Annotated in this window: 15 protein-coding genes; 8 read left to right on the forward strand and 7 right to left on the reverse strand. The window is 60.5% G+C overall.

The annotated features are described in order from the left end of the window. The first annotated feature begins 1 nt into the window (after window position 1). The 5 genes from EOE18_RS06550 to EOE18_RS06570 all read left to right on the forward strand — a co-directional run bounded on the left by EOE18_RS06550 (window position 2) and on the right by EOE18_RS06570 (window position 8,675). Window positions 2–1,285 carry an MFS transporter gene (locus tag EOE18_RS06550; RefSeq protein ID WP_127707494.1) on the forward strand — a complete coding sequence of 428 codons (1,284 nt, stop codon included), beginning with the start codon at window positions 2–4 and terminating at the stop codon, window positions 1,283–1,285. Window positions 1,286–1,287: 2 nt separating this feature from the next. Then, entirely contained in the window at window positions 1,288–2,706 is a 1,419-nt protein-coding gene (uxaC, locus tag EOE18_RS06555; protein ID WP_127707496.1) for a glucuronate isomerase, read from the forward strand. Then, complete coding sequence (locus tag EOE18_RS06560; RefSeq protein WP_220445980.1) at window positions 2,703–4,346, forward strand: GH35 family beta-galactosidase; 1,644 nt, start codon at window positions 2,703–2,705, stop codon at window positions 4,344–4,346. Before uxaC ends, EOE18_RS06560 begins: the two co-directional genes overlap by 4 nt. Before the next feature lie 136 nt (window positions 4,347–4,482). Beyond that, window positions 4,483–7,356 carry a TonB-dependent receptor gene (locus EOE18_RS06565; protein WP_127707498.1) on the forward strand — a complete coding sequence of 958 codons (2,874 nt, stop codon included), beginning with the start codon at window positions 4,483–4,485 and terminating at the stop codon, window positions 7,354–7,356. Between the two features lie 68 nt (window positions 7,357–7,424). After that, window positions 7,425–8,675 (forward strand): SGNH/GDSL hydrolase family protein, encoded by a 1,251-nt coding sequence (locus EOE18_RS06570; protein ID WP_127707500.1) that lies wholly within the window; start codon window positions 7,425–7,427, stop codon window positions 8,673–8,675. Window positions 8,676–8,709: 34 nt separating this feature from the next. Here the strand turns inward: EOE18_RS06570 and EOE18_RS06575 are convergent, their stop codons facing one another. Next, window positions 8,710–10,716 carry a methyl-accepting chemotaxis protein gene (locus tag EOE18_RS06575; RefSeq protein ID WP_246027329.1) on the reverse strand — a complete coding sequence of 669 codons (2,007 nt, stop codon included), beginning with the start codon at window positions 10,714–10,716 and terminating at the stop codon, window positions 8,710–8,712. Between EOE18_RS06575 and EOE18_RS18770 the strand changes: the two genes are divergently transcribed. Next, a complete protein-coding gene (locus tag EOE18_RS18770) occupies window positions 10,610–10,972 on the forward strand; it encodes a hypothetical protein (protein WP_246027332.1) in 363 nt (120 codons plus the stop codon). The genes EOE18_RS06575 and EOE18_RS18770 overlap by 107 nt on opposite strands. 69 nt (window positions 10,973–11,041) lie before the next feature. Here the strand turns inward: EOE18_RS18770 and EOE18_RS06580 are convergent, their stop codons facing one another. The 5 genes from EOE18_RS06580 to EOE18_RS06600 form a co-directional block, all read right to left on the reverse strand. Further along, window positions 11,042–11,497, reverse strand: a complete 456-nt coding sequence (locus tag EOE18_RS06580; protein WP_127707504.1) for a DUF3237 domain-containing protein — start codon at window positions 11,495–11,497, stop codon at window positions 11,042–11,044. Continuing rightward, window positions 11,481–12,788: a flavin-dependent oxidoreductase gene (locus tag EOE18_RS06585; RefSeq protein ID WP_127707506.1), complete on the reverse strand. Its 1,308-nt coding sequence runs from the start codon at window positions 12,786–12,788 to the stop codon at window positions 11,481–11,483. Before EOE18_RS06585 ends, EOE18_RS06580 begins: the two co-directional genes overlap by 17 nt. Before the next feature lie 137 nt (window positions 12,789–12,925). Beyond that, entirely contained in the window at window positions 12,926–13,933 is a 1,008-nt protein-coding gene (locus EOE18_RS06590) for a phosphatase PAP2 family protein (protein ID WP_127707508.1), read from the reverse strand. A 98-nt stretch (window positions 13,934–14,031) separates the two neighbouring features. Beyond that, a complete protein-coding gene (locus EOE18_RS06595; protein ID WP_164852680.1) occupies window positions 14,032–14,946 on the reverse strand; it encodes a diacylglycerol/lipid kinase family protein in 915 nt (304 codons plus the stop codon). 184 nt (window positions 14,947–15,130) lie between these two features. After that, window positions 15,131–16,165 (reverse strand): zinc-binding dehydrogenase, encoded by a 1,035-nt coding sequence (locus EOE18_RS06600; protein WP_127707513.1) that lies wholly within the window; start codon window positions 16,163–16,165, stop codon window positions 15,131–15,133. A 322-nt stretch (window positions 16,166–16,487) separates the two neighbouring features. On the opposite strand from EOE18_RS06600, the gene EOE18_RS18925 reads away from it, so the two are divergent. Beyond that, a complete protein-coding gene (locus tag EOE18_RS18925; protein WP_127707515.1) occupies window positions 16,488–21,941 on the forward strand; it encodes an autotransporter outer membrane beta-barrel domain-containing protein in 5,454 nt (1,817 codons plus the stop codon). Between the two features lie 84 nt (window positions 21,942–22,025). On the opposite strand, the gene EOE18_RS06610 is transcribed toward EOE18_RS18925, so the two are convergent. Then, complete coding sequence (locus EOE18_RS06610) at window positions 22,026–23,594, reverse strand: DUF1593 domain-containing protein (protein WP_127707517.1); 1,569 nt, start codon at window positions 23,592–23,594, stop codon at window positions 22,026–22,028. Between the two features lie 144 nt (window positions 23,595–23,738). On the opposite strand from EOE18_RS06610, the gene EOE18_RS06615 reads away from it, so the two are divergent. Beyond that, window positions 23,739–24,695, forward strand: a complete 957-nt coding sequence (locus EOE18_RS06615) for an alpha/beta hydrolase (protein ID WP_127707519.1) — start codon at window positions 23,739–23,741, stop codon at window positions 24,693–24,695. Window positions 24,696–24,785 lie beyond the last annotated feature (90 nt).

Genomic DNA, 24,785 nt, shown 5'->3' on the forward strand with positions numbered 1-24,785 from the left:
CATGGGAGAGGATGCAAAGGCCACACCGCCCAAAGGGCGGGTGCGCTGGATGATTTGCGGGCTGCTGTTTGCCGCCGTGGTGCTGTCCTATATCGACAGGCTGGTGCTGGGGGTGCTCAAGCCGCAACTGGCCGCGCTCTATCATTGGACCAACACCGGCTATGGCGACATCACCGGCTATTTCCAGATCGCCTATGGGATAGGTTTTCTGTTCTTTGGCGCGCTGATTGACCGGGTGGGGCCGCGTATCGGCTATCTGCTGGCGATGGGTGCGTGGACCATTGGCCATTTCGCGCAAACGCTGGCCACATCGACGGGGCAGTTCGTGGTGGCGCGCCTGCCCTTGGCCTTGGGTGAGGCGGGCACCTATCCTTCGGCCCTGGCGGCCATTTCCTCATGGTTTCCCTTGCGCGAGCGGGCGCTGGCTATCGGCATTTTCGGGGCAGGCGCCAATGTCGGGGCGCTGGTCACGCCTTTGCTGGTGTCCTTCATTGTGGCCGGTTTGGGGTTTGACTGGCGCTGGGCCTTTATCATCACGGGGGCGTTCAATCTCGTCTGGCTGGCGGCATGGTGGCTGTTTTACCGCGCGCCCGCCGATCATCCCGCGCTATCGGCCGAAGAGCGTGCCTGGGTCGAGGCGGAGCCTGCCGAAACCGTTGGCCGCGCGGGCTTTCTGGCCGTGCTGCGCCATCGCGAGGCATGGGCCTATATGGTGGCCCGCTTTCTGATCGATCCGGTCTGGTGGACCTTCCTGTTCTGGCTGCCCGATTTCTTTCACAAGACCTATGGCTATGACCTGAAGAATTTCGGGCCGCCATTGGTGGTCATCTATATTCTGGCCGATGTCGGGGCGATTGTGGGCGGGTGGTATTCCTCGCGCTTGTTGAAACGCGGCTTGGCGGTGGGGACGGCGCGCAAGCGGGCGATGTTTGCAGCGGCCCTCTTCGCTCTGCCGGTGATGGGCGCGGGGGCGGCCAGCAACATCTGGGTGGCGGTGGCGCTGATCGGGCTGGCTTGCGCGGCGCATCAGGGCTTTTCCACCAACGTTTTCTCGCTACCGGGCGATCAGTTTCCACGCTTTGCCCAAGGCACGCTCGTGGGGCTGGGCGGGTTCGCCGGTGCCTTGGGAGGATTTCTGGCTTCGAAATCGCTGGGTCTGCTGCTGGATGTGGTGGGCAGCTATGGCCCGTTCTTCATCGCTTGCGGCTGTGCCTATATGGTCGCGCTGGCGGCATTCCATATTCTCAATCCGGCCTATCGACCGGTATCCATTGCGAAAGATTGACGATGTCGCATCCCTTGCTGGTCCATCCCGACCGTTTGCTGCCTGCCGATCCGGCCTTGCGCTCCATCGCCCGCGAGCTTTACGCCAGCGTTGCAGGCCTTCCGATTGTCAGCCCGCATGGGCACACCGACCCCAGCTGGTTTGCCAAAAACCAGCCTTTCGGCAATGCCACCGAACTGCTGCTGCGGCCTGACCATTATCTGTTCCGCATGCTCTATTCGCAGGGCGTCAATCTGGCCGATCTGGGCATTGGCCACCACAAGGCGACCTATGACCCGCGCAAGGCATGGCGCATTCTGGCCGAGCATTGGCACCTCTATCGCGGCACGCCCTCGCGCATGTGGTCGGATTGGGTGTTCAGCGAAGTCTTTGGTTTTACCCAGATGCTGGGATCGGACACGGCCGATCTCTATTACGACACGATCACTGATGCGCTGGCCACCGATGCTTTCCGCCCGCGTGCCCTGTTCGAGCGGTACAATATCGAGGTGATCGCCACCACCGAAAGCCCGCTCGACACGCTGGAGCATCACGCCGCCATTCAGGCTGACAATGCCAGCGGCGCATGGGGCGGCAAGGTGGTTACCGCCTATCGCCCCGATCCGGTGGTTGACCCCGAATTCGAAGGCTTCCGCGATAACCTAAAGCGCTTTAGCGAAATTACCGGCGAGGATTGCCTGACATGGAACGGCTATCTGGCCGCTCATCGCCAGCGCCGCGCTTTCTTTGCGCAGCATGGCGCCACCAGCACCGATCACGGTCACCCCACTGCGCAAACCGCCAACCTGTCTGCCGCGCAGGCCGAGGCTTTGTTTGACAAGGTGGCCAAGGGCAGCTTCACCGCCGCCGAGGCCGAATTGTTCCGCGCGCAAATGCTGACCGAGATGGCGGGCATGAGCCTTGCGGATGGTCTGGTGATGCAAATCCACCCCGGCTCTTTCCGCAACCACAACGAGGCCCTGTTTGCAGCGCTGGGCCGCGACAAGGGTGCCGACATTCCGATGCGCACCGATTATGTCAACGCGCTCAAGCCTTTGCTGGACAAATATGGCAATGAGGCCAGCCTCTCGATCATCCTCTTCACGCTGGATGAGAGCGTCTATGCGCGCGAATTGGCGCCGTTGGCGGGCCATTATCCCTGTTTGAAGCTGGGTCCGGCATGGTGGTTCCATGACAGCCCCGAAGGCATGCGCCGCTTCCGCCATGCCACCACCGAAACGGCGGGCTTCTACAACACGGTCGGCTTCAACGACGATACGCGCGCCTTCCTGTCAATCCCCGCACGCCATGATGTGGCCCGCCGCATCGACTGCGGCTTCCTTGCCCAGATGGTGGCCGAACATCGCATGGCCGATTGGGAAGCGGCAGAAGTTGCGCAGGATCTGACCTATAATCTCGTCAAAAAGGCCTATAAACTGTGAGCCAGAGCGCCTTCTTTCGCCTCATGACTGGCATGTCGGCGCTTGCGCTGTCCTTGCCTGCCATGGCCGAGCCGCCGCATTTGGTACAGCAGGGAACTGCCCGTCAATTGCAAGTGCAGGGCAAGCCCATGCTGCTCATCGCGGGCGAATTGGGCAACTCCTCCTCCTCCAGCGCGGCCTATATGGCGCCGCATTGGAAGAAATTGCGCGACATGCATCTCAACACGGTGCTGGCGCCGGTTCAGTGGGAGTTGCTGGAGCCTGTCGAGGGCAAGTTCGATTTCACACAGGTGGATAATCTGATCCGCGATGCGCGGGCCAACAATCTGAAACTGGTTTTCCTGTGGTTCGGGGCGTGGAAGAATTCCATGTCCACCTATGTGCCCAGCTGGGTGAAGCGCGATCAGGCCCGTTTCCCCCGCGCGGCCCTGGTCAATGGGCAAGAGGTTGAAATCCTCTCGGCCATGGCACCAACGACTTTGGCTTCGGACCAGAAGGCCTTGGCGGCCTTGATGGCACATATCAAACAGGTTGATGGCAAGCAGAACACCGTGGTGATGCTGCAGGTCGAGAATGAGATCGGCATGTTGCCGGTGGCCCGCGATTATGGGCCATTGGCGCAGGCGGCTTGGCAAGGGCAGGTGCCGAGGGAATTGACCGCCTATCTGACTGCGCATCGGGATAGTTTGGTGCCAGAGATGAAGCGCCTGTGGGCGGCGCAAGGCGCGCGGACCAGCGGCACATGGGCAGAGGTTTTCGGGGGCGGGATAGCCGCCGAGGAAGTGTTCACCGCATGGTATTATGCCCGTTTCGCCGATGAACTGACCAAGGCGGGCAAGGCGGCCTATGACCTGCCGATGTATGTCAATGTCGCGCTCAACCGGCCCGGACGTTTGCCGGGGGAATATCCCAGTGGTGGCCCGTTGCCCCATTTGATCGATGTATGGAAGGCGGGGGCGCCCAGCATCGATATGCTGTCTCCCGACATCTATTTTCCCAATTTTGTGGATATTGTGAACCGCTACAAGCGTGCCGATAATCCCCTGTTCGTGCCCGAGGCCAATAATGCGGACCATCCCCAAGTCGCGGGCAATGCGTTTTATGCGATAGGCCAATTGGATGCGATCGGCTTTGGGCCTTTCTCCATCGAATCCATTGATGACAAGTCCGGCGCATTGGGCGCGGCCTATGATGTGCTTGAACAGTTGGCGCCGCATATTCTGGCGGCGCAGGGTTTGAACAAAATGGCCGGTTTCCGGCCCAAGGCGCTCTATGACGAGACCTTGCTCTATGAGCCGCAAGTGGCGGTGATCGGGGATTACCGGTTTACCGTGGCCTATGCCGACATCCAGCGTCCGGCCCTGTCCTCCAAAACCGCCGAGGCGGGCGGAATAATCGTGCAGATCGGGCCAGAGGAATATCTGATCGGTGGTTCGGGCGTCACAGTGACTTTTGCTCCGGCAAAGGATGGCGGGGGACAGGCGGGTATTGATTCGGCATGGGAGGGGCGCTTTGATTCGGCAGGTCAGTGGCGGGCGGGACGCTTGCTGAATGGCGATCAAACCCACCAAGGCCGCCATATCCAGATCCCCGCTGGCCAGTGGCAGATCCAGCGCGTGAAGTTTTACCGCTACAAGTAATCAACATTGCAGCCACATCGATAACAGGAACTTGACAAGGCGCTGGCGGTCGCACATCAGGCGTAAATCTGATAGCGCTACCATACGAGATGGACCGATGAATCGGCCACCAGCGCACAGGAGAGGAGGAAAGCGAATGACTTCGTATACCCACGCTATGCGTCTATCCCTCTATGCCGCTACCGCGCTGACGGTGATCGGCACGGCACAGGCCCAGACCGCAACTGCGGCCGCATCGCAAGTGAATGATGTACCCGCCAATGAAATCGTGGTGACCGGCCTGCGCGCGTCTTTGAAAAGCGCGACCATGGCCAAGCAGGCGATGGTCGGCTTTGGCGATGCTATCTATGCCGAAGATATTGGTAAGCTTCCGGCGACCAATCTGGCTGAAACGCTGAACCGCATGCCTGGTGTTCGCTTGAACCGTGATATTAACGGTGAAGGTACACAAGTCGCTATTCGCGGCCTTGGCCCATCATTTTCCAAGGTTTTATTGAACAACACCCAGATCGCCGTCGCTTCGGATGGCGGGACGACCGGTGGCAGCGCCAACCGCGAGGTTGATCTTGACCTTTTCCCTTCCGAACTGTTCACCAAGCTGGAGCTGTCCAAGAGCCCGCTGGCATCGCAGTTGGAGGGCGGTACCGCTGGCGTGGTCAATCTGCGCAACGCCCGCCCGTTTGACAAGCGGGGCACTCATGTCACCGCTATTGCTCAAGGGCAGTATACTGACACCGATTTCTCGGTCTCGCCGCGCGGCTCCTTGATCGCCAGCAAGACCTGGGACACGTTCGGCATTCTGGTCGGTGTGTCGGGCGTGCGGCAAAGCACCCGCATCGATGGCTTTGAAACCGTGGGCTGGACCGATGGCAATCTGGGCTCGGCCAATGGCGATGTTGGTACCGGTAACGGTTTCCAATATGCCTCGGTCATGCCCAATAATGTCGGCCATGGTTATACCGCCGGTTCGACCGTCAATCTGGCCCAGACCTCTGGCCTGCCGCTCTCCACTTTGGGCAGCGCGATCATCCCGCGCCTTGGCCGTAACAGCCTGACCAGCGGCACGCGCTCGCGCATTTCATCGTTGGTATCGTTGGAATGGCGCCCGTCCGATACGCTGCAATTCGCGCTGGACGCGATGTATGCCGTTTCCAAGCGTGACTACACCCGTTCGAGCATGAACTGGTATGTCCGCAATTCCGGCCCCGGCACTTCGCCCACCTCGACCGGCGGCATGGTTCCGATTGGCCTGACGGTGGACAGCAACAATATCGTCACCAACGGCACATTCGCCAATTCCAGCTTCTTTAACGAATATGCGATCTTCAAGCAGACCACCCGCTTTTACAACATCAACCCCAATGTGATGTGGAAACCGGCGGACAAGCTGAAGGTGGAGGCGCAGGTCAATTTCGGGCATTCGACCTTCTTCCGCGAACAGCCTGCATTCAATTTCCAGACCACCCCGCAATCGGGCGTGGATGTCTATTACAGCAACCCGACCGGTGCCCTGCAGCCGGTGATCACCACCAATGTCAATCTGGCCGATCCCAATGCCGGATGGCGCTGGTATCGCGTGACGGTGCAGAATGTGCGCCGCACCACCGATACCAAAGGCGCGCATCTCGATCTGTCCTGGGGCGATTCCAAGCTGATGCTGCGCGCCGGTGCTGCATGGGACCGTGCCACGCGCCAGATCATCGCCTATGACAATTCGGCAGCCTTCCAGACATCGGTTTGCGGTTCGACTTGCGCGGGGACGACCGGTTCGGTGTTGAACTCGCAGGTCAGCCAGTATCTGCTGGGCTCGGCGGTCAACAATTTCGGCCATTTGTCCTCGTCCAATGTGGGCTACACGGGCTGGATCACGCCCAACCTCACCTCTTTGATGGCGGCCACCAATTACGCCTATTACCGCGACACCGCCCCGCAGGCTTTGGGGGCGGTCACCGGTGGGTCGACGGGTAATATCAAGGAATCGACCTTTGGCGGCTATGTATCGGGCGACGGGGTGTTCGACCTGTTTGGCCGTGAATTGAAGGCCAACGCAGGCTTGCGCTATTATCGCACCCAACAGGGCGTGGCAGGGCCGGTGCAGATCGGTTCGACCATTTCCTATGTGAATTTCAACAAGACCTATAGCGGCCTGCTGCCTTCGGCCAATTTCGTCTATGATGTGGCGTCCAAGACCAAGTTGCGCTTTGCCCTGTCCAAGACGATCACCCGCGCCGATGCCAGTTCGCTGATGCCTGGCCTGACCTTCTCGGACCCTTCGGCCCAGACGGCTAGCCGTGGCAACCCCGATCTGCGTCCCTATAAGGCCAATAATATCGATCTGGGCGGTGAATATTACACCGGCGGCATTGGATATGTGGGCCTGTCGCTGTTCTACAAGAACATTGACGGCTTCACCACCAACCAGCAGACAACCTTGCCCTTTACGGCGCTGGGCATTCCCTATTCGTCGCTGACCGTGACGCAGCAGCAGGCGATTGATGGCCGTGGCGGGGCTTCGGCGGCCACCGTCACCGTGACCCAACCGGTCAACCTGCAAAGCCTGAACCTCAAGGGGCTGGAAGCCACCTGGGTGCAGCCGCTGGACTTCCTGATCAAGGGCACCGGCTTTTCGGCCAATGTCACCCATATCAAGCAGTCCTCGTCTTCCGGTCTGGTGGCCACCGGTATCAGCCCGTGGAGCTATAACCTGCAGGGCTTTTATGAAGGTCATGGTGTTTCCTTCAGCCTGAACTATGTCTGGAATGATGGTGCCATCGCGGCCAATGGTCCGCAGAACAACATCGCCGTTCCGTTGAAATCGGTGGCGCGTGGCCAGCTGGATATGTCGACCAGCTATGCCCTGCCCATCCTTGGCGGCAAGGTGAAGGCGACGGTGGATGTGCTCAACATCACCAATCAGCCGATCCGCACCGTCTTTGGCTATGACAATGCCACTTACTCCATCTACTGGCCGGGTCGTCAGATCCTGTTCGGTCTGCGGGGTAGCTTCTGATCCGGCATTATGGGATCAAACGGGGGGCTGGTCGTAGGACCGGCCCCTTTATAACGATAGGGTGAGCGATGAAGCAGGGCATGTTGGCGGCGCTGGCCGCAGGGCTGATCGCCGTGGGGCCGCAAGCATGGGCCAAGCCGCAGGCCGAAGGCGGTTGCAAGGCGCAATGGGTGGCCGCCTGGGGATCGGCCCAGTTTCAGCCCGATGCCAACAATGCGCTGCCTGCCGGTAGTTTCGCGGGCAAAACCTTGCGCGAAATCCTGCGCCTGTCCTTGGGCGGGCAAAAGGTCCGGCTGCGCCTGTCCAATTTTGCCGGAACACAGCCTTTGACATTGAAAGGTGTCAGCGTCGCGCTGGCGCAGGATCCGGCCCATGCGGCGGTCGATCCGCTCTCGATCCGCCCGGTGCGTTTTGATGGCCGGCAAGAGGTTACGATTCCGGCGGGCGCGGACTATTGGTCGGACGCGGTGGATTTGCCCATGCAAGCGGGGCGTGATCTGGCGGTGTCCATTGCCTATGACGCCGATCCCGCCAACCAGACCAGCCATCCCGGATCGCGCGCGACCAGCTATCTTCTGGCCGGCGATCAGCGCGAGGCAGCCGATATGCCGGGGGCGAGCACCACCGACCATTGGTTCCAGTTGGCCGGTGTCGAAGTGGAGCGCTGTGCTCCTGCGGCGGTGATTGTCGCTTTGGGTGATTCCATCACCGATGGCCATGGCACCACCACCAATGGCAATAACCGCTGGACCGATATCTTGGCGCAGCGCCTGCAGGCAGACCCGCGTTTCCGCAATCAGGCGGTGATCAATCAGGGCATTGGCGGCAATCGCTTGCTGCATGATGGTTTGGGCCCCAATGCTTTGGCGCGGTTTGAACGGGATGTGTTGAGTCAGGCGGGCCTGAGTCATGTCATTGTGTTGGAGGGCATCAACGATATTGGCACGTTGACCCGCGAGGCTCCCGTTCCGCTGGCCGAGCATCAGCGTCTGGTTGCCAACATGATTGCCGCCTATCGCCAGATTATTGCCCGCGCCCATGCGCGCGGGGTCAAGGTGATTGGCGCAACGATTATGCCCTTCATGGGCACCGCATTCTATCACCCCGATGCGCAGAATGAGGCTGATCGCCAGAATGTAAACGACTGGATTCGCGCCAAGGGCCATTTTGACGCGGTGATCGATTTTGACGCCATCACGCGCGATCCGGCCCATCCTGACCGGTTGCTACCTACCTATGACAAGGGCGATTTTCTGCATCCTGGTCCGCAAGGCTATCGGGCCATGGGCGAGGCCATCGATCTGACCCTATTTCGCTAAACGCGGGTGAGGGGGCTTCTTGCCCCCTCGGTTGTTACCCCGCTATTCGACCGAAATCGCCGTCATCTTCATCGCTTCCTCCATCGGTCATATCCAGCCTGTAGCCGGCATCGCGCAGTTTGCGATCAACTCTCAATGATTTGCGGGACGTTCTGTCTGGCGCCTTGGCATTGAAGGATGCGATATTGAGCGCTTTGGCTTGGCTTTGCCGCTTGGGTTCTTTCTTGCTGGGTACCATGGCGTGATTGCCGGTGCGGAAGAAGGAGATGGAGTTCTGCAATTCTTCGGCTTGCGATGCCAATTCGTCCGAGGTCGAGGAAATCTGTTCGGAGGCCGATGCGTTCAACTGGGTGACTTTATCCAATTGTTGAATAGCCTCGTTGATTTGCGAAGCGCCAATGTCCTGCTCGCGGCAGGCGGCGCTGATTTCGGCCACTAATTCGGCGGTGTGGCGAATGTCGGGCACAAGTCGGCCCAGCATTTCGCCAGCCTCGGCCGCGACCTTTACGGTGTCGACCGAGACCGACACGATTTCGGCAGCGGCACTTTGGCTGCGTTCGGCCAATTTGCGGACTTCGGAGGCGACCACGGCAAAGCCCTTGCCATGCTCACCGGCCCTTGCCGCTTCGACGGCAGCATTCAAGGCCAGCAAGTCCGTCTGGCGGGCGATTTCCTGAACGATGCTTATCCTTTCGGCGATGGTGCGCATGGCCGACACCGCCTTTTCAACCGCTTTGCCCGAAACTTCTGCATCCTTGGAGGATTGTCGCGCGATCTTTTCGGTTTGCGCGGCATTATCGGCATTCTGTTTGATGTTGGATGCCATCTGTTCCATCGAGGCAGAAGCCTCTTCCGCTGCGGCGGCCTGTTCGGTGGCGCCTTGCGACACTTGTTCGGAACTGGCCGCCAATTGACGGCTGCCGGCAGAGACACTGTCCACCGCCGCCGCAGTGGCACCGACCACGCTGCGCAAACGATCGATCATCGCGGCCAGAGCCGAGCCCAGGCGGTCTTCATCGGACAAAGCGCGATGTTCCATCGTCAGATCGCCTTCGGCAATCCGGTCTGCCACATCGACCGTCTTGCGCAGGTTCAGCACCAGCGCATTGATGGAATCGCGCATCCTCTGATGGTCGCCATGGCATTCGATGGTGACGGTTTTGTCGAGATCGCCGACGCTGACCAGACGCAGGACTTTGTTACCTTCTTCAATCGGCAACACGATGGCGTCCAGCATGCCATTAATGCCCACCACCAACCTTGCGAAATCGCCGACGAAGCGGCTGTCATTGCCGCGCTCGCCCAATTTTCCATTGGTGGCGGCGGTAATCAGGCGTTGAATTTCCTCGGTAATATCGCGCAGGTTTTTCCGCAGCGTCTCGATGGTTTCGTTGATAAACGCCTTTTGTCCGGGGAATTGTTCCAAAGGCGCGTTGAAATCCCCTTCGCCAAAGGCCTTTACGCAGGCCATCGCCTTCTTTTTAACCGCAATATGGCCCGCGACCATTTCGTTAATCCCGCGCGCCACGATGCCAAAATCGCCCTGGAATTTGGCGTCATCGATCACCACGTCAATATAGCCACGGTCATGCTCGGTCGACATATGGCGCATTTCGGCAATCAACCCGCTCAGATTTCTCCGCAAGGTTTCAATTGTGTCATTGATAAAGGCCTTTTTGCCGGGCAATTGCTCCATCTGGGCTTTAAAATCACCTTCGGCAAAGGCTTTGACGCAGGCCATCGCCTGTTTCTTCACATGGATATGGGCCGAGACCAGGCTGTTGATCTGTCGCGCCATTGCGCCATAGTCGCCCGGCAGGCTTTGTGCATCGATGATGACATCAATATCGCCGCGATGATGTTCGTCGGCCATATGGTTCAATTGGGATGACAATTGCGTCACCGGAGCCGTTGCCCGTGCCAGCAAGCTATTGATGGCTGCCGCTACCGCCGATGTTGGCGCATTGCCGATGGATTCATGCAACCTGCTGGATAAATCCCCTGAGGCTAAAGCGTTTTCTACGCGCGAGATCTCATCGATGATGAGCTTTTCGGACACTTTTGCAAACAGGTTCCCCATCGACGCATCCTTTCTATGGCAACGTCCCTGTCAGACAGGGGACGAGCTTTCCCGTATTTTCGCGCCTTTCGAAATGAGCAAAGTCGCCTGCAGGCCAAATGCCTGCTCCATCGACTCTGGAATATTTCCTTGCGGAATGGTTTCGGCGCCGCTTTTGCAATATTACGCCGACAAAGTAATAATTGGCCGCATCATGGTGTATTGGTTTTTACCATAAGTAATAGGTGAGGGATAAAGGGCGCGATGCTGGCGGGCATCTGATTGCCAGCGTCCGCCCCTTTTGTCCTCAACCGATCTGGAAAATATCCAGTTCGACCACCGCGCCGCGCTTGCCACCAGCAGCGAGGAAAAGCGCGCGATTGACCCAGTCATAGGATGCATGGCCGGTTTCCAGCCTGACAAATGTCCGCATATAATAATCGGTGAAGGGAATATCCTCACCCGCAGCGGCACGTGCGGCCACTTCCGGCGCCATATGCCGCATGCCTTGGGAAAGGACCTCGATCACCGCGCCATCCTCGGTCTCGATGGCATAGCGGGCATCCAGTTGGGCCACGCCATCGGCCAAGACCGTTTGCCAATCGGCCCCCACATCCAGAATGCGTCCCTTGATCCTTGGGCCATCGACCGTCCCGCCCTTGATCGGGATGATGCGTCTGGTGCCCGTGCCACATGCGCCCATTTCATGCGGCTTGGTCAAGGCGATGGTCAGGGTGCAGACCGGTTCAAGCGCTGGCGTCATCGCACAGCCTTTCCTTGGCCTTGGCACCCGAAGCGATAATCGGCGGCGCCGCGTTCAACGTGTCACGCGCGAAACCGGCGGCCGATTGATAGGCCAGCATGAAGGCCTTGCGCTCGGCCTCGGGGATCACATCGTCGATGGATTCAAACGTGCCGCCACAGCGTTCATCGACCAGATTGAGCAGGCCAAACGGCCCCGCTCCGCGATTGCGCAGCGCCAATTGGCCCACAGGTTCGCACAGTTCGGCATTATAGGCGGCAAGGCTGTCGGCATTGACGCCGCGCTCCACAAAATAGCGGCCAAGCACTCGCCCGTCGATGATCGCTTGTGAGGCGCCGTTGGAGCCTGTAGGGTACATCGGATGCGCCGCATCGCCCATCAATGCCACCGGTCCATCCACCCAGGTCGGGATCGGATCGCGGTCGATCATCGGGTTTTCATAGGCGACATCGGCCTTGGCCAAAAGCGCGGGCAGATCCAGCCAGTCATAGACGAAACCATCGAAATGATGAGCAAAGTCGGCCACTTCGCAAGGGCGGAACCAACCGGTCTTGGTCCAGTCGTGGCTGGCATCATAGGTCTGTTCGGCGATCCAGTTGATGTCGGCCAGCCCGTTTTCGTCCGGCGCGGAGATGGGATAGATCACCACGCGATGGCGATGGGTGCCAAGGCCGACAAAGGAGGAGCCGGTGCGGATCGGCACAGACTTGCTGGTCCCGCGCCACATCAAGGTGCCGCCCCAACGGATCGGGGGCTGATCGGGATGCATCTGTGCGCGGATGGCGGAATGGATGCCATCGGCACCGATCAGCAACGCCCCATGCTCGTCGCTCTGCGAGCCATCGGCATGGGTGATATGGGCCACCACGCTACCGTCGGCCTGCTTGGTATAGCCGGTGACCTTTTGCCCCAGACGCAGCGCATCATCGCCAAGCCGGTTGCGGACATGGGCCGCCAGCATCAGATGGAACCGGCCCCGATGCACGGCATATTGATGCCAGTGATAGCCTGCTACCTTGCCGCGAGGCTCGCTATAGATTTCCTTGCCATTGAGGCCGACCAGCGCCCATTCGCGCGCGGCAATGCCCACGGCTTCCATATCCGCCTCGCCAATGCCCAGCGCTTCCAATTCGCGCACGGCATTGGGTTGCAGGTTGATGCCAACCCCCAAGGGGCGCAGTTCGGTGACGCTTTCAAAGATGGTGCAAGGCACGCCGATCTGGTGCAGCGTCAGGGCCAGTGCCAGCCCGCCAATGCCGCCGCCGGCAATCAAAACCCGATCCGATTCCATCTGCGCCCTATCCCGATCCGTTACGCTATCGCATTGCGCCATAGCATTCGGCGATGCGCATAAACGAGGGGCGGCACCAAATCAAAGGATTCGCTGCGGGCGCTGGCAAGGCTGGTGTCGATGCCGGAAAACGGGCTTCAGGAAACCACAGGCACCCTTTGGCGAAAGCCTTTGATCTTGCCGCTACGCGCACAAAAGCGGGTGGAGAGCAGGGCTTCCAGCTTAAGTGCCACCAGCGCCACCGCAAAGCCGAGCAGCATATCGGACAGATAATGCGTGCCTTCCACCGGCGTGGACAGCAGCATCGCTACATTAAGCGGCACCAACACAAAGCGCAGCCGCCGCATCGGCCATGCCGTGACGATGTAAAGCGTAGCGCAAACGGTGTGGAAACTGGGCGCGCAGACCAGCCCGCGCAAGGCGCCCAGATTGATCTCGCCAAATGTGTGTTGGCGCAGGGCGGGGATGATGCTGCCCTGATAGAGATTGTTGGTGGGCATATAGGGGATTGGCCCATGCCAGAGATATTCCAGCGCTCCCTTGGCCGGAAACAGCGGGAATAGCGCCAAGGTCATGGTTGCCGCCAGCCAATAGGTGAACAGAAACCTTTGGGCGGCGGAGCGATCCCCCGACCAGGCAATCGCGCCCAACAGGATCACCGGCGAGACATAGATCGAGCTATAGGCTGCCGCCCCCAGATGTTGCAGCACAGGATGGTGGATCACCATTTGATACCATGCCAGCCAGTTGAAATGCAGCTTGGCATCCAGTCCGGCCAACAAGGGGTCGACAAAGCCTTGGGTGTCGCTGGCTGTGGCATAGGAGGCAACACCGCCAATCGCGCTGGCTGAAACCATCAATAAGGCATATTCGCAAAAATCGCGGGTGCGCCTTTGGGCCGTGGTCGCTGCTGGAACTGCCCAATATCGCGCCAGACCCAGAACGCCCAGAATGGCCAGAAAGGCGGCAAACGCTCCATTTCGCCAGTTGATGCCCAACTGATTCTGCACCATCAACCCGGCCACGACCGCACAACTGCCCATCAAGGCCACCGTCAACCAGCGCAGAGGTACGCAGGGACGGATGGGATCAGAGGCAGCGGTCTCTTGATTTTGTCCAAGGAGGCCAGTGGGTTGGATGGTCATGCTTGGCGAATTCTCTTAAGGGCTGCGCCCGAAAATCGTGTTGACGGATGGGTCCCGGGCAAGCTGTTGCTTGGCTCAGGCGCTTCCTTGTTGGCTTGTCACAAAAAGTTCAAGAAAAAAGGTGCCAGTCGAATGCGCGACGGGGTGGCGGCGATGATGTCGCCATCGGCCTGCACCGCAATCCCCTCTGGCCCGTCAATATCGATCGATCGCGCGCTTTGCCTATGCCACTGGCGGCTGCCCAGTGCAGGGTGAATCATGGTGGCCAGACCGAGCCGGATCAGGTCCCGTCGGCCCGCGCGCGGTAGGATCAGGACCTGAAAACTGTCTTTGTGCAGGCTGGCCTGTCGGTCGATCATCCATGGGCCGGCATAGTAGCGGCCCTTGCAGACGAACAGGGCTTCACCTTCCAGTTCCGCGCCATCGACCGTGAAGCGGAATTTGCGCCTTGGCCAGCGCCAGAGCATGCCCAGCGCCGCCAACCCATAGGCCAGCCTGCCCACCCGCCGCTTCCATTTGGGCGAGACGCGGGCCACCACTTCGGCATCGGGCCCGACCGAGGCACAGCACAGGAAGGCTTGTCCGTCGATCTGGCCAAAATGCGTGGGGCGGGACTGGCGCGCGGAAATAAGGCGGGCGAATTGCTTCGGGTTGGCCGGATAGCCTGCCTCGCGGGCCAACAGGTTGATCGTGCCCGAGGGATAGGTGCAATAGGCAGCGCCATCGGCGGCCTCGCCATTCATCTGCACCACGGTGCGCGCTGTGCCATCCCCGCCATAGGCGCAGATCAGGTCCACCGGATCATCGGGCGAAAAGCGAAAAACACGGCTGTTTTCGGCACGCACACCATGGCCCTGATCGATCAGCGCCTGTTGCAATTGCCGCAAAAGTTCGGGGCGGAAACTGCCGGAAGCCGGATTGAAGGCCAGCACGATCCGCTTGCCCGTGAAGGGCGGCTCTTTGGCACCGGTCGCGGGCGCGTCAGGGGCAGAATGGGGAGCGGGTGGGGGCAAAACGGGCTCGTATCGGCAGGGGAGCGGGCCTCCTAGCCGTGACGCGGGCAAATTTCCACTCTTTCCACGCGATGGCGCATGACGGCGCCATAAGCTAGCCGCATGGCTGGCGGGGACCGGCATGATCTGGCGAAGGGCGGGCGCAGCATTGCCATCCCGCCCTTGGCCTTCTGGGCCGCGCCGGTTACGGACGGATCAGCACTTTAAGCGCGCTTCTTTCGTTCATGGCGCGATAGCCGTCGGGTACGCCGTCCAGCGTTACAGTGCGGTCGAACACGCGGCCCGGTTCGATCTTGCCGTCCATCACTTCGGGCAGCAGTTCATCGATATAGGCCCGCACCGGCGCAGGGCCGCCCGCCACGGTCACATTGCCAAAGAACATGGGCTGGGCGGCGGGGATGGCGGGGTAATGGGGTACGCCCACGCGGCCCACCGCGCCGCCCTTGCGGACAATGCCCATCGAGGTTTCGATCGCCTGCGCATGGCCCACGCATTCCAGCACGGATTGCACACCCAGACCTTGGGTCAGGCTGCGCACCTGCTCGATGGCTTCCTCGCCCCTTGCGGATACGACATCGGTGGCGCCAAAGGCCCGCGCCAGATCGAGGCGGGCCTGATGGCGGCCCATGATGATGATCTGCTCTGCGCCCAGACGCTTGGCCGCGATGACGCCGCAAAGGCCCACCGCCCCGTCGCCGACCACCGCCACCACGCCGCCTTGGCGCACGCGCGATGTGATGGCCGCATGGTGGCCCGTACCCATCACATCCGACAGCGTCAGCAGCGAGGGCATCAGGGCGTCATCCTCCCCCACCGGCAGCGGATAAAGCGTGCCATCGGCAAAGGGCACGCGCAAAGCCTCGGCCTGCGCGCCGCCGATCTCGCCGCCAACGCCGAAGAAACCGCCGTGGTTACAGGCGGTGTGCAACCCGTCCTCGCAGAACAGGCAGGTGCCGTCGGAAAAGGCAAAGGGCATCACCACCACTTGCCCGACTTTGATTTTCTCCACAGCGCTGCCCACCGCCTCGACCACGCCGATGGCTTCATGGCCCATCTGCTGCCCCGCGACATTGGGCCCGTCATTATAGGGCCACAGGTCGCTGCCGCAGATACAGGCGCGGGTCACGCGAATGACCGCATCGGTGGGATGGAGAATGGTGGCATCGGGCACATGGGCGATGGCAACATCACCGGCCTTGTTCATCACAGTGGCACGCATGGGAAAGCTCCTGTCCGGTAGGGATATGGGGCTGTTTAGGCCGGACGGGCCGCGCGGATCAGCCCTTGTTTTTGCAATGGCCCGTTGAGAAAATTTCAGGATGGGCGGTGCTGGCCGCGACGGATGCTATGGATTTATTTTACTGATTTTGCGTATTTTTTCAAAATGGGTCACGCCGGTCTGGCCTAAAGCTGTTGCCTGTTTGTAACGAGCCTACATCGAGGGTTATCGGTTTTTACGTATATTTTGCCGCCATAAATCGGCCACTGCGCCGAGCCCTCGCTCGTGTTCGTCGAAAATTGCATCCAACAGAGGGCCATCCGTGAAAAAGAAGCGCGCATTTCTGCAATCCGTATCCTTTCTGGCTGTCAGTCTCTGTTCAGGCGGCACAGCTGCCTTTGCGGCTGACACAGCCACCACCACGATCGTGGATGGCAATGGGGGCACCGGCTCTATCGTAAGCGGCACCAGAACGGTAGGCAGCAACGCCACCACCACGGTCTACACCAATTACAACACGGTCGGCGGATCGGGCAGCGGCGGTGGCGGCGGCCTTGGCGGCGTGTTCTTTGTGGACAGCGGCGGCAATCTGACGCTGAACAATGTCGAATTGACCGGCAATACCGCCACCGGTGGTCTGGGCGGCGTCAGCACGACCGGCGGGTCGATGAACAGTTTGTCCAATAATACGGCAAATGGCGCCAACGGCCGAGCAGGCGCGAATGCTGCCTCGGACTTTTCCTATTGGAGCGGCGGCGACGGGGGCGACGGTTATAAGGGGGCGACGGGCGGCGATGCTACCGCGGGAGTTGGCGGAGCTGGTGGGAAAGGGGGCAACGGCTCCAGCGGTGCGTTCACCACGGCGGAAACCGTCTATTTTGCTGCCACGACAGCCTATGATGTGGCTAGCGCTGCTCTTTCCGGGGAGGAATCGGGGTCCTATGCAGCCCTGATCGCGGCCTTTGGTGTTCTGAGCGCTGCTGCGACGGCTGTTCCTTTTACAGCAGGTTTGTCCGCAGGCTTGGCCGCGGCACTGGCCGCATTCGGCGTGATGGAGGGTGGTGAAACAACTTTTGTCAGCGCCGAATCTTTGCGCGCGGCTGCCGATATTGCTTTCCAGATTGCGCTCACTTCCAAAAGCTACATTGCGGGTTCGGCCGGTAATGGTGGCTCCGGAGGCGACGGCGGCGACGGCGGCAATGGCAGTGACTTTTTCGGCGGCGGCACCGGCGGCGCCGGCGGTAATGGCGGCGATGCGGTCAGTTCTGGCGGATCTGTCGGCGGTGATGGCGGAAATGGTGGTGCTGGTGGCAGTGGCGGCTTTGGGGCTGGCGGCGGCTCCGGTGGTAACGGCGGCAGCGGAGGCACATCAGCGTCCAGCGATAATGAAAATGGTTCGGATGGCGACGATGGCGACGGCGGTGCCGGTGGTTTTGGCGGGGGCGTTGGCTCCAGCGGAACGACCAACAACGGCGATGGCACCTATGGCTCGGGCGGCGGTGGCGGTTCGGGCTATGGCGGCGCGATTTTTGTGCGTGATGGCGGGTCTTTGACGGTTACCGGCGATTCCCTGTTCCGCAACAACAGCGTGCTGGCTGGATCGTCTGCCAATGGCGGCGCGGCGGGCGATGCTGCGGGCAGCGATATTTTCATGATGAAGGGCAGCACGGTCACGCTGGCGCCCGGTGCGGGCCACACGATCCGTGTGGAGGGCACGATTGCCGACGATAGCGCATCGAGCATTGCCGATGCCTCCTATGCCTCGGGCAATGGCGCCGATTTGCACATCACCGGCGGTGGTCTGGTACAATTGGTGGGCGCCAACACCTATTCGGGCAAGACCTATATCGAAGGGGCCACGCTGGAGGCTGACGATGGCGTGGGCATCAACGTCAACAGCAATGTGACCTTTAATGGCAGCAGCACGATCGGTTCCAGCCTTTCCAATGACACCAGCGGGGTCTGGCTCACCTCCGGCGCGATCGAACGCCGCGTCGGCCTGCTCTCGACGCAGGTGTCCTGGACGGGGAGCGGCGGTTTTGCTGCCGGTGCCGACGGTCTGGTGCTCAATTTCGGCGCGGTCACCAATGGCACCTCGCGGCAGGAACTGACCTGGAACTCGGGCGGGTTTGTGACGGCCGGTTCGACCCTGCTGTTCGGTTCCGATTATGGTCTGGGCAAGGTTACCCTGCTCAACAATGTGAACCTCAACAGCCTGAATGGTCGCATCGCCGTTTATGACAATACGGCGGTGGATACTGACTATGCCGTGATGGCGGGCAAGTGGACCAATGGTTCGCTGGAAATCAATGATACAGGTTATAGCGGCACGATCTATTTCACCGCACAGAACACGTTGACGGGTCTGACCGTGCATGATGGCGTGGTCAGCACCAGCTATGACGGCACCATCGGGCGGCTGATGAATGCCTCGACCGGCGGCTATCTGACGATGACCGGTGGCGAGCTGGATCTCTATTCGGCGGAAAAATTCACGACCGTGTCGCTGGCTGCCGCGGCAACGCTCAATGCCTATGCGTCTGTTGCGACCGGCAACATCAACAATGTGGGCACGATCAATCTGGCCTCGACCGCAGCGCTGGGCAATGTGGTCAATTCCGGCGCGATCAATCTGGGTGGGGCGACTACCACGGGCAGCATCACCAACCAGTCGGGCGGCGTGATCACCACGGCCAGCAGCCTGACCGCTTCGGGTGCGGTGAATAACCAGACCGGTGGCACCATCTATCTGGGCGGCGATCTGACCTCGGCATCGACGGTGACCAATGATGGCCTGATGGTCATTCTGGGGCAGGGCAGCGGCGCTGGCGAAACGGCAGCGAGCCGCACCATCACCACCACCGGTTTCCAGGATCCCACCGGCGTTCTGCAACTGGGCAGCACGTCGGGCCTGATCGCGAACACCCTGACCTTGAACCAGTCGGGCAACAGCACCTATGCCGGTACGATTATCGGTGCTGGTTCGCTGGTCAAATCGGGCGCTGGCGCTTTGACGCTGCAAGGGGCAAACACTTTCACTGGGGGCCTGACCATCGCTGGCGGGACGATCGATACCACCGGCGGCGGCACGCTGGCCGATACGCTGGCCGTGTCGGTGGCCGAGGGCGCGCAATTCATCGTTGGCACCGATGATGCGATTGGTGCGGTCACCAATGCGGGCACGGTCACGCTTAATGCCGCATCGCAAATGGCCAGCCTGAGCAACAGTGACCTGTTGAATGCCAATTATGTGTCCTCCAGCTTGCCCTCGCTCTATGTGACCGGCCAGACCGTCAATAGCGGCACGATCAATCTGGCCGACAATGTGCTGACGGTGCTTAATGGCCTGACCAACAGCGGGGCCGTCCATCAGGGAACGGGCGCCTCGCTCTTTGCCAGCTCGATCACCAATAGCGGGGCGATTGCCAGCAGCGGCACGATCACCGTCAGCGGCAATGTCACCAATAGCGGCAGTCTGGTTGAACAGGGCGCGCTGACCATTGGCGGCAATCTGGTGAACAGCGGCACGATCGGCGTGGATGGCGACATGCTGGTGCTGGGCTCCTATGCCCAGAATGCCGGTTCGCTCAGCGTGACGGGCGATCTGGCCACCGGTTCGCTGTCGGGCGCTGGCGGGGCGATCCATCTGGCCAATGGTTCCACCTATACGTTGAACCAGACCGCCGATGGCACCTATGCCGGTTCGATTTCGGGCACCGGTTCTGCGGTGGTCAAAATCGGCACGGCTACGCTGACCCTTGCCGGTGCGGCGGGCAGCTTTGCGCCTTCCTCGCTGGATATTCTGGCGGGCAAGATTGCGGTCAATGGTGCGGGCATTCTGGACAGCGCGCTGTCGGTCTATGTGGCCAGCGCGGGCACGCTGCAATTGGTGAGCGGTGACCAGACCATCAACAATCTGACCGGCACCGGTGTGGTCGATGTGGGCACCAATACGCTCAATCTGGCCAATGGCGGCAACTTCTATGGCACGCTCAATGGTTCGGGCAAGATCAAGGTTACCTCGGGCATTTTGTCGCTGGGCAGCACGATCAATGCCACCAATGGCAGCTTTGAAGTGCAAGGCGGCACCACGCTCAACCTGCTGGCGACCGGCACGCTCAACACCAATGCCCTGTTGGTCAATGGGGGGCTGCTCAATCTGATGGGAACGGCCACGGCCAATTCCACGGTGGTCAACAATGGCGGCACCTTGCATCTGGGCAATAGCGATGGCTCGGCAGGCGGCACGCTCAATTCCACCACGGTGCTGGTCAATGGCGGCGGCACGTTAAGCGGCGTTGGCACGATCAACGGCACGGTGACGATTGGCGGCAGCAGCGCGGGCACGATCAGCGCGGGCAATTCGCCCGGCGTGTTGACGGTAACCAATCTGGCGCTGGGCAATCTGTCCACCGCCTTGATGGAGGTGCAGGGCAATGCAGGGGCCGGTGTCTCGGCGGCTCTGGGCGGCTATGACCAGATTGTCGTGACCGGCAAGATGACGATTGGCAGCGGTTCCGCGCTGGCGATCACCAATGCCAACACCTATGAGCTGGGGCTGGGCCAGAAGATCCAGCTGTTCAAATTCACGCCCGGTTCCGTGTCCGGTTATTTTGGCACGGTAACCAGCCAGTTTGGCAAGAGCGTAGCCTATAATATCGCCACGGGATCGGTCGTCGGTCTGGGCGATTACAACACGGCCGGTTTCGAGGCCGCCGTGGCGCGCACGCCCAACCAGACGGCGGTTTTGAACCAGATCCGCATGAACAGCAATGGCGGGGTGACCCAGTATTACGGCGGGCGCCTGCTGGAATATGTCAGCAGCGCCTTGGCTTCGGGTGGTCAGGCGGCTGCCGCACAGGCCTTTGCCAAGGCTTCGCCGGAGGCCTATATCGGCCTGATGGATCAGGTGAAAACCTCGGTGCTGGACAATCTGGCCGATTTGAATGGCGCAAGCTTCGACAAGGCCAGCCATATCTATATGACCGGATCCTATAGCGCCAACAGCCAGCGCAATGATCACCGCGATGGTTATGTCGATTACCGTGCCGTCAATGACCATTTCAATCTGGGCGCAGCGGCACAATGGGCCGGTGGCAGGGTGGAAGTGTCCTATGCCCGCAGCAATGGCCATGTATCCTCCGACCTGATGCGCAGCGAGTTGAAGGGCGACCAATATTCGATCGGCGGCGTGCTGCCGGTGGCGCTGAAGGGGCGTTTGCGCGTGGTGGGTCGTTTGACTTATGGCGATTACACATTGAAGGGAACGCGCGTCACCAATGCAGGCACGGCCAGCTTTGGCCAGACGAATGGCGAGGCCACGGTCTATGGCGGTGGTCTGGAATATTTCGACGGCGCCAGCCCCCTGTCGGTGGATGCGTCGGTCGAATTGTTGGGCGTGCATAGCGCGGTGGCTGGCTTTACCGAAGGTGGGGTCAATGCGCTGGATGCCTTAAGTGTCCATAGCCAGCGTCAGGACTATGCCATGGTCAAGAGCAAGCTGAAGCTGGCCTATCAGGTCTCGCCCGCGATCCGTCTGTCGGCAGCGGTGGGGCTGGATCAGGACCTGTCGCAGGGCATGCGTTACGTAACCGCCAACGTTAGCGTGGAAGATGTCAATATGACGCTGGCCAATGCGGGGCTGGCCTCCACACGCGTCAAGGGTGGTTTGGGCGTGGCCGCGCAATTGACCGACGCGATCAGCTGGAGCGCGGAAGCCTATGCCGGCAATGGTTCTGCGACCGGCGCCAAGAGCGGCGTGACCATCCGCTTCTAAACCTGACCGGATGCGATAAGCCCCGCCAGACTGGTTCTGGCGGGGCTTATTGTGTTTGGGACGGCTATCTTTCGGGTTAGAGCCTCAATCCCTCACCCTTACCACGACCTTGGCGTAACCGGTCAGGGCGGGCGTGCCGCTATCGGTCACTTCGGCCAGAATCTGGAATGTCTGGCCGGTTTTGGCATTGCGCGGCACGGTCAGCGTGGCGGTCGGCTGATCGGCATGCTGCAGTTTGACCGATCCGGCATAGTCATCCGCCGCTGCCCAGCGCCGCCAATGCATGGTGACATGCTGACCATCCGGATCGCTGGCCTCGGCGACGAGTTTGATCGTTTGCCCCCGCTTTGCCTCCACCATTTGCGGCGATGCAAGGGTGACCACAGGGGCGTGGTTGGCGCCCGCATAGGCGGGAGTGGTGGTCCAAAGCAGTCTTGCGGCAAAATCGTTTTGCGCCGCCCCGACAAAGGGATCGCTGGCATGCCGTGTCAGGCGCACAGCAGCGGGGTTTTGCATGAACATGGCAAACAGCTTTTCCATGCGCTCCGCATCTGCCTTGGTCATGCGATGGCCGGCCCATCCACCAGCGGTTGCATCGTGAAAACCCTGCAGCCCGTTGCGCACAAAATTGAGGAAGGTCGGCGTGTCGCCCTCGCTGATGAACGAGCCTTTTTCCTGTAGCGGGGTCCAGACCGTATAGCCGTCAGCCTTCAATTGCTCGGCGCTGCGCCCGCTGATGCCGAAAAAGTCGAATTTATCGTCGGGTACCATCTGCCGCCCGTCGCCCCAGACGCGATACATCGCGCCCATCGGCCCACGCTCCAGCACATTGGCCTTGGTCCATGCGGCCGAGAAATAGGCTGAGTCTTCCTCACTGACCTGCGCCTGCGCGCCATAGCCCAGCGGCACGCCATCGGCATATTCCAGATAGCGGATCTGGGGCCAGACCGGTTTGATATAGGCCTGAAAACTGTCATCCTGATGGCCGGAGGGGACGATCACCGCTTTGGCAATTACCTTCGCCCGAATGGCAGGCCATTGCGGCGTGTCTTTATACTGTTCCTCGATCGATTTGAGCGCGCGGGCAATCGTGCTTTCCCCGCCCCAGGCCAGCAAATAGACCGGCGTGGCGACATCATCGAGCAGCAAGGAGCGGATGAGGTCCGATCCGGCGGTGTCATGGGTGATGTCCCCTTCGAAATCGACATTGCCCCAGCGGATTACGGCGCGCAATTGGTCGGGCGAAGGGTAGGCGCGATCATGCTGCCTCAGATTGCCATAGACCTTGGCATAGGCATCGACTGCCCGATCAATATGCAATTCGCCCTTGGGCCAGCGATAGGAGGTGCAGGGGCATTTGACCGCGCCGCCATGGGAATATTCCCGATCGGGGTGGTTGAAAAGCGTGCCTTTATCGTCCCCGCTCCAATGCACCGCGCTGCTGGCATAAACCAGGCCTACCGTATCCACATCATTGGCATAGAGCAGATAACGCAGCATCGAATTGGCGTCATCCAGTTCCGGATCGGTGGTGACAACCAAGCGGGGCCTCGTTTGGGGTGGCGTTTCCAGATAGGACTGTGCGGCCAAGGGCATGGGCGATAATGCGGCAACGGCTAAAGCACTTGCCCCGAATACACGGCTCTTGATCATTGGAATCCTCGTTCTGGTTATCTTGTCGCTTTAAGAATAATCCTGTCGCAAGGGAAGGCGCTTTTCTTGACCGCCACCTATCGCCCGCGCTGCGTTGACAGGCGGGTCGGCGCGTGTAGGCTGCCGGAAAAAGGAGAGGTTTTCGTGGTTGGCATCCAGAAAAAGGCGGGCCTGAGTGGCGCGATCCTGACGTTGGTTTGTGGCGCATTCCTTGGTGGGGCGGCATGGGCACAGACTCCCACTCGGAGCGAAGGTGCCGCTGATCCCATCCGACGTATAGCGCCCCTGCCTGAACCTAATGCCATCGCGATCTATCCTGATGCTGGGCAGGGTAAGCCTGCCGCTTCGGGCGAGATCTGGACGATGTCCTTTGATCAACCTTGGGTCCGTAACGTCACGCGGCCGACCCTAACACCCTTTATGCCCGCGCCAGACAAGGCGAATGGCACCGCCATTCTGATCCTGCCCGGTGGGGGTTTCCTGTTCAATTCGATCGATAATGAAGGATGGGGTGCAGCCCGCGCCTTGGCTGCGCAGGGCTATACCGCCTTTGTCCTGAAATATCGGACGGAACCTACCTCCAGTGACGATCACCTGTTCTGGCAGGCCTTCGTCACCCGCCTTTCCGTGCCTGCGGCAGGTACACCGAAGCCCGATAGCGCCCGCCGCGCCATGGATTTGGCACGCGAAGACGGGCAGGCCGCGCTGCGTTTGATCCGCGCCCGCGCCGCAGAGTGGAAAATAGACCCGCATCGGGTTGGCATGATGGGCTTTTCGGCGGGCGCGATGACCACGCTGAACACCACTTTGGCCGATGCCCCCGATGCAAGGCCGGATTTTATCGCCCCGATTTACGGCGCCATGACAAATGTGACGCCACCGCCCCATCCGCAACCCATGTTTGTGGCTCTGGCCGCCAATGATCCGCTGTTTGGCAAACAGGGCTTTGGTTTGGTGGAGAGTTGGCAAAAGGCTGGCGGGCAGGTGGAGTTGCATTTCTATGCCGCGGGCGATCACGGTTTTGGTGTCCAGCACAAAGGCACCACCAGCGATTTGTGGCTGGACCAATTTCTGGCCTGGCTGCGTGCCAACCATTTTTGAGCGTAACCGGCAACGGGCTTGGGGCGGCTAGCCGGTTACGCTTCAGGCGTCAGGTCAAGAGGCACCTATGGCGCTGCCCCAGCGGATCAT

Source organism: Novosphingobium umbonatum, assembly GCF_004005905.1.
GTDB classification, from domain to species: domain Bacteria; phylum Pseudomonadota; class Alphaproteobacteria; order Sphingomonadales; family Sphingomonadaceae; genus Novosphingobium; species Novosphingobium umbonatum.

Bases quoted from the DNA above. Each gene is read 5' to 3' on its own strand.
- EOE18_RS06550 (WP_127707494.1), top strand. From the start codon at position 2: ATGGGAGAGGATGCAAAGGCCACACCGCCCAAAGGGCGGGTGCGCTGG.
- uxaC (WP_127707496.1), top strand. From the start codon at position 1,288: ATGTCGCATCCCTTGCTGGTCCATCCCGACCGTTTGCTGCCTGCCGAT.
- EOE18_RS06565 (WP_127707498.1), top strand. From the start codon at position 4,483: ATGACTTCGTATACCCACGCTATGCGTCTATCCCTCTATGCCGCTACC.
- EOE18_RS06570 (WP_127707500.1), top strand. From the start codon at position 7,425: ATGAAGCAGGGCATGTTGGCGGCGCTGGCCGCAGGGCTGATCGCCGTG.
- EOE18_RS18770 (WP_246027332.1), top strand. From the start codon at position 10,610: ATGGCTGCCGCTACCGCCGATGTTGGCGCATTGCCGATGGATTCATGC.
- EOE18_RS06580 (WP_127707504.1), bottom strand. From the start codon at position 11,497: ATGACGCCAGCGCTTGAACCGGTCTGCACCCTGACCATCGCCTTGACC.
- EOE18_RS06585 (WP_127707506.1), bottom strand. From the start codon at position 12,788: ATGGAATCGGATCGGGTTTTGATTGCCGGCGGCGGCATTGGCGGGCTG.
- EOE18_RS06590 (WP_127707508.1), bottom strand. From the start codon at position 13,933: ATGACCATCCAACCCACTGGCCTCCTTGGACAAAATCAAGAGACCGCT.
- EOE18_RS06600 (WP_127707513.1), bottom strand. From the start codon at position 16,165: ATGCGTGCCACTGTGATGAACAAGGCCGGTGATGTTGCCATCGCCCAT.
- EOE18_RS06610 (WP_127707517.1), bottom strand. From the start codon at position 23,594: ATGATCAAGAGCCGTGTATTCGGGGCAAGTGCTTTAGCCGTTGCCGCA.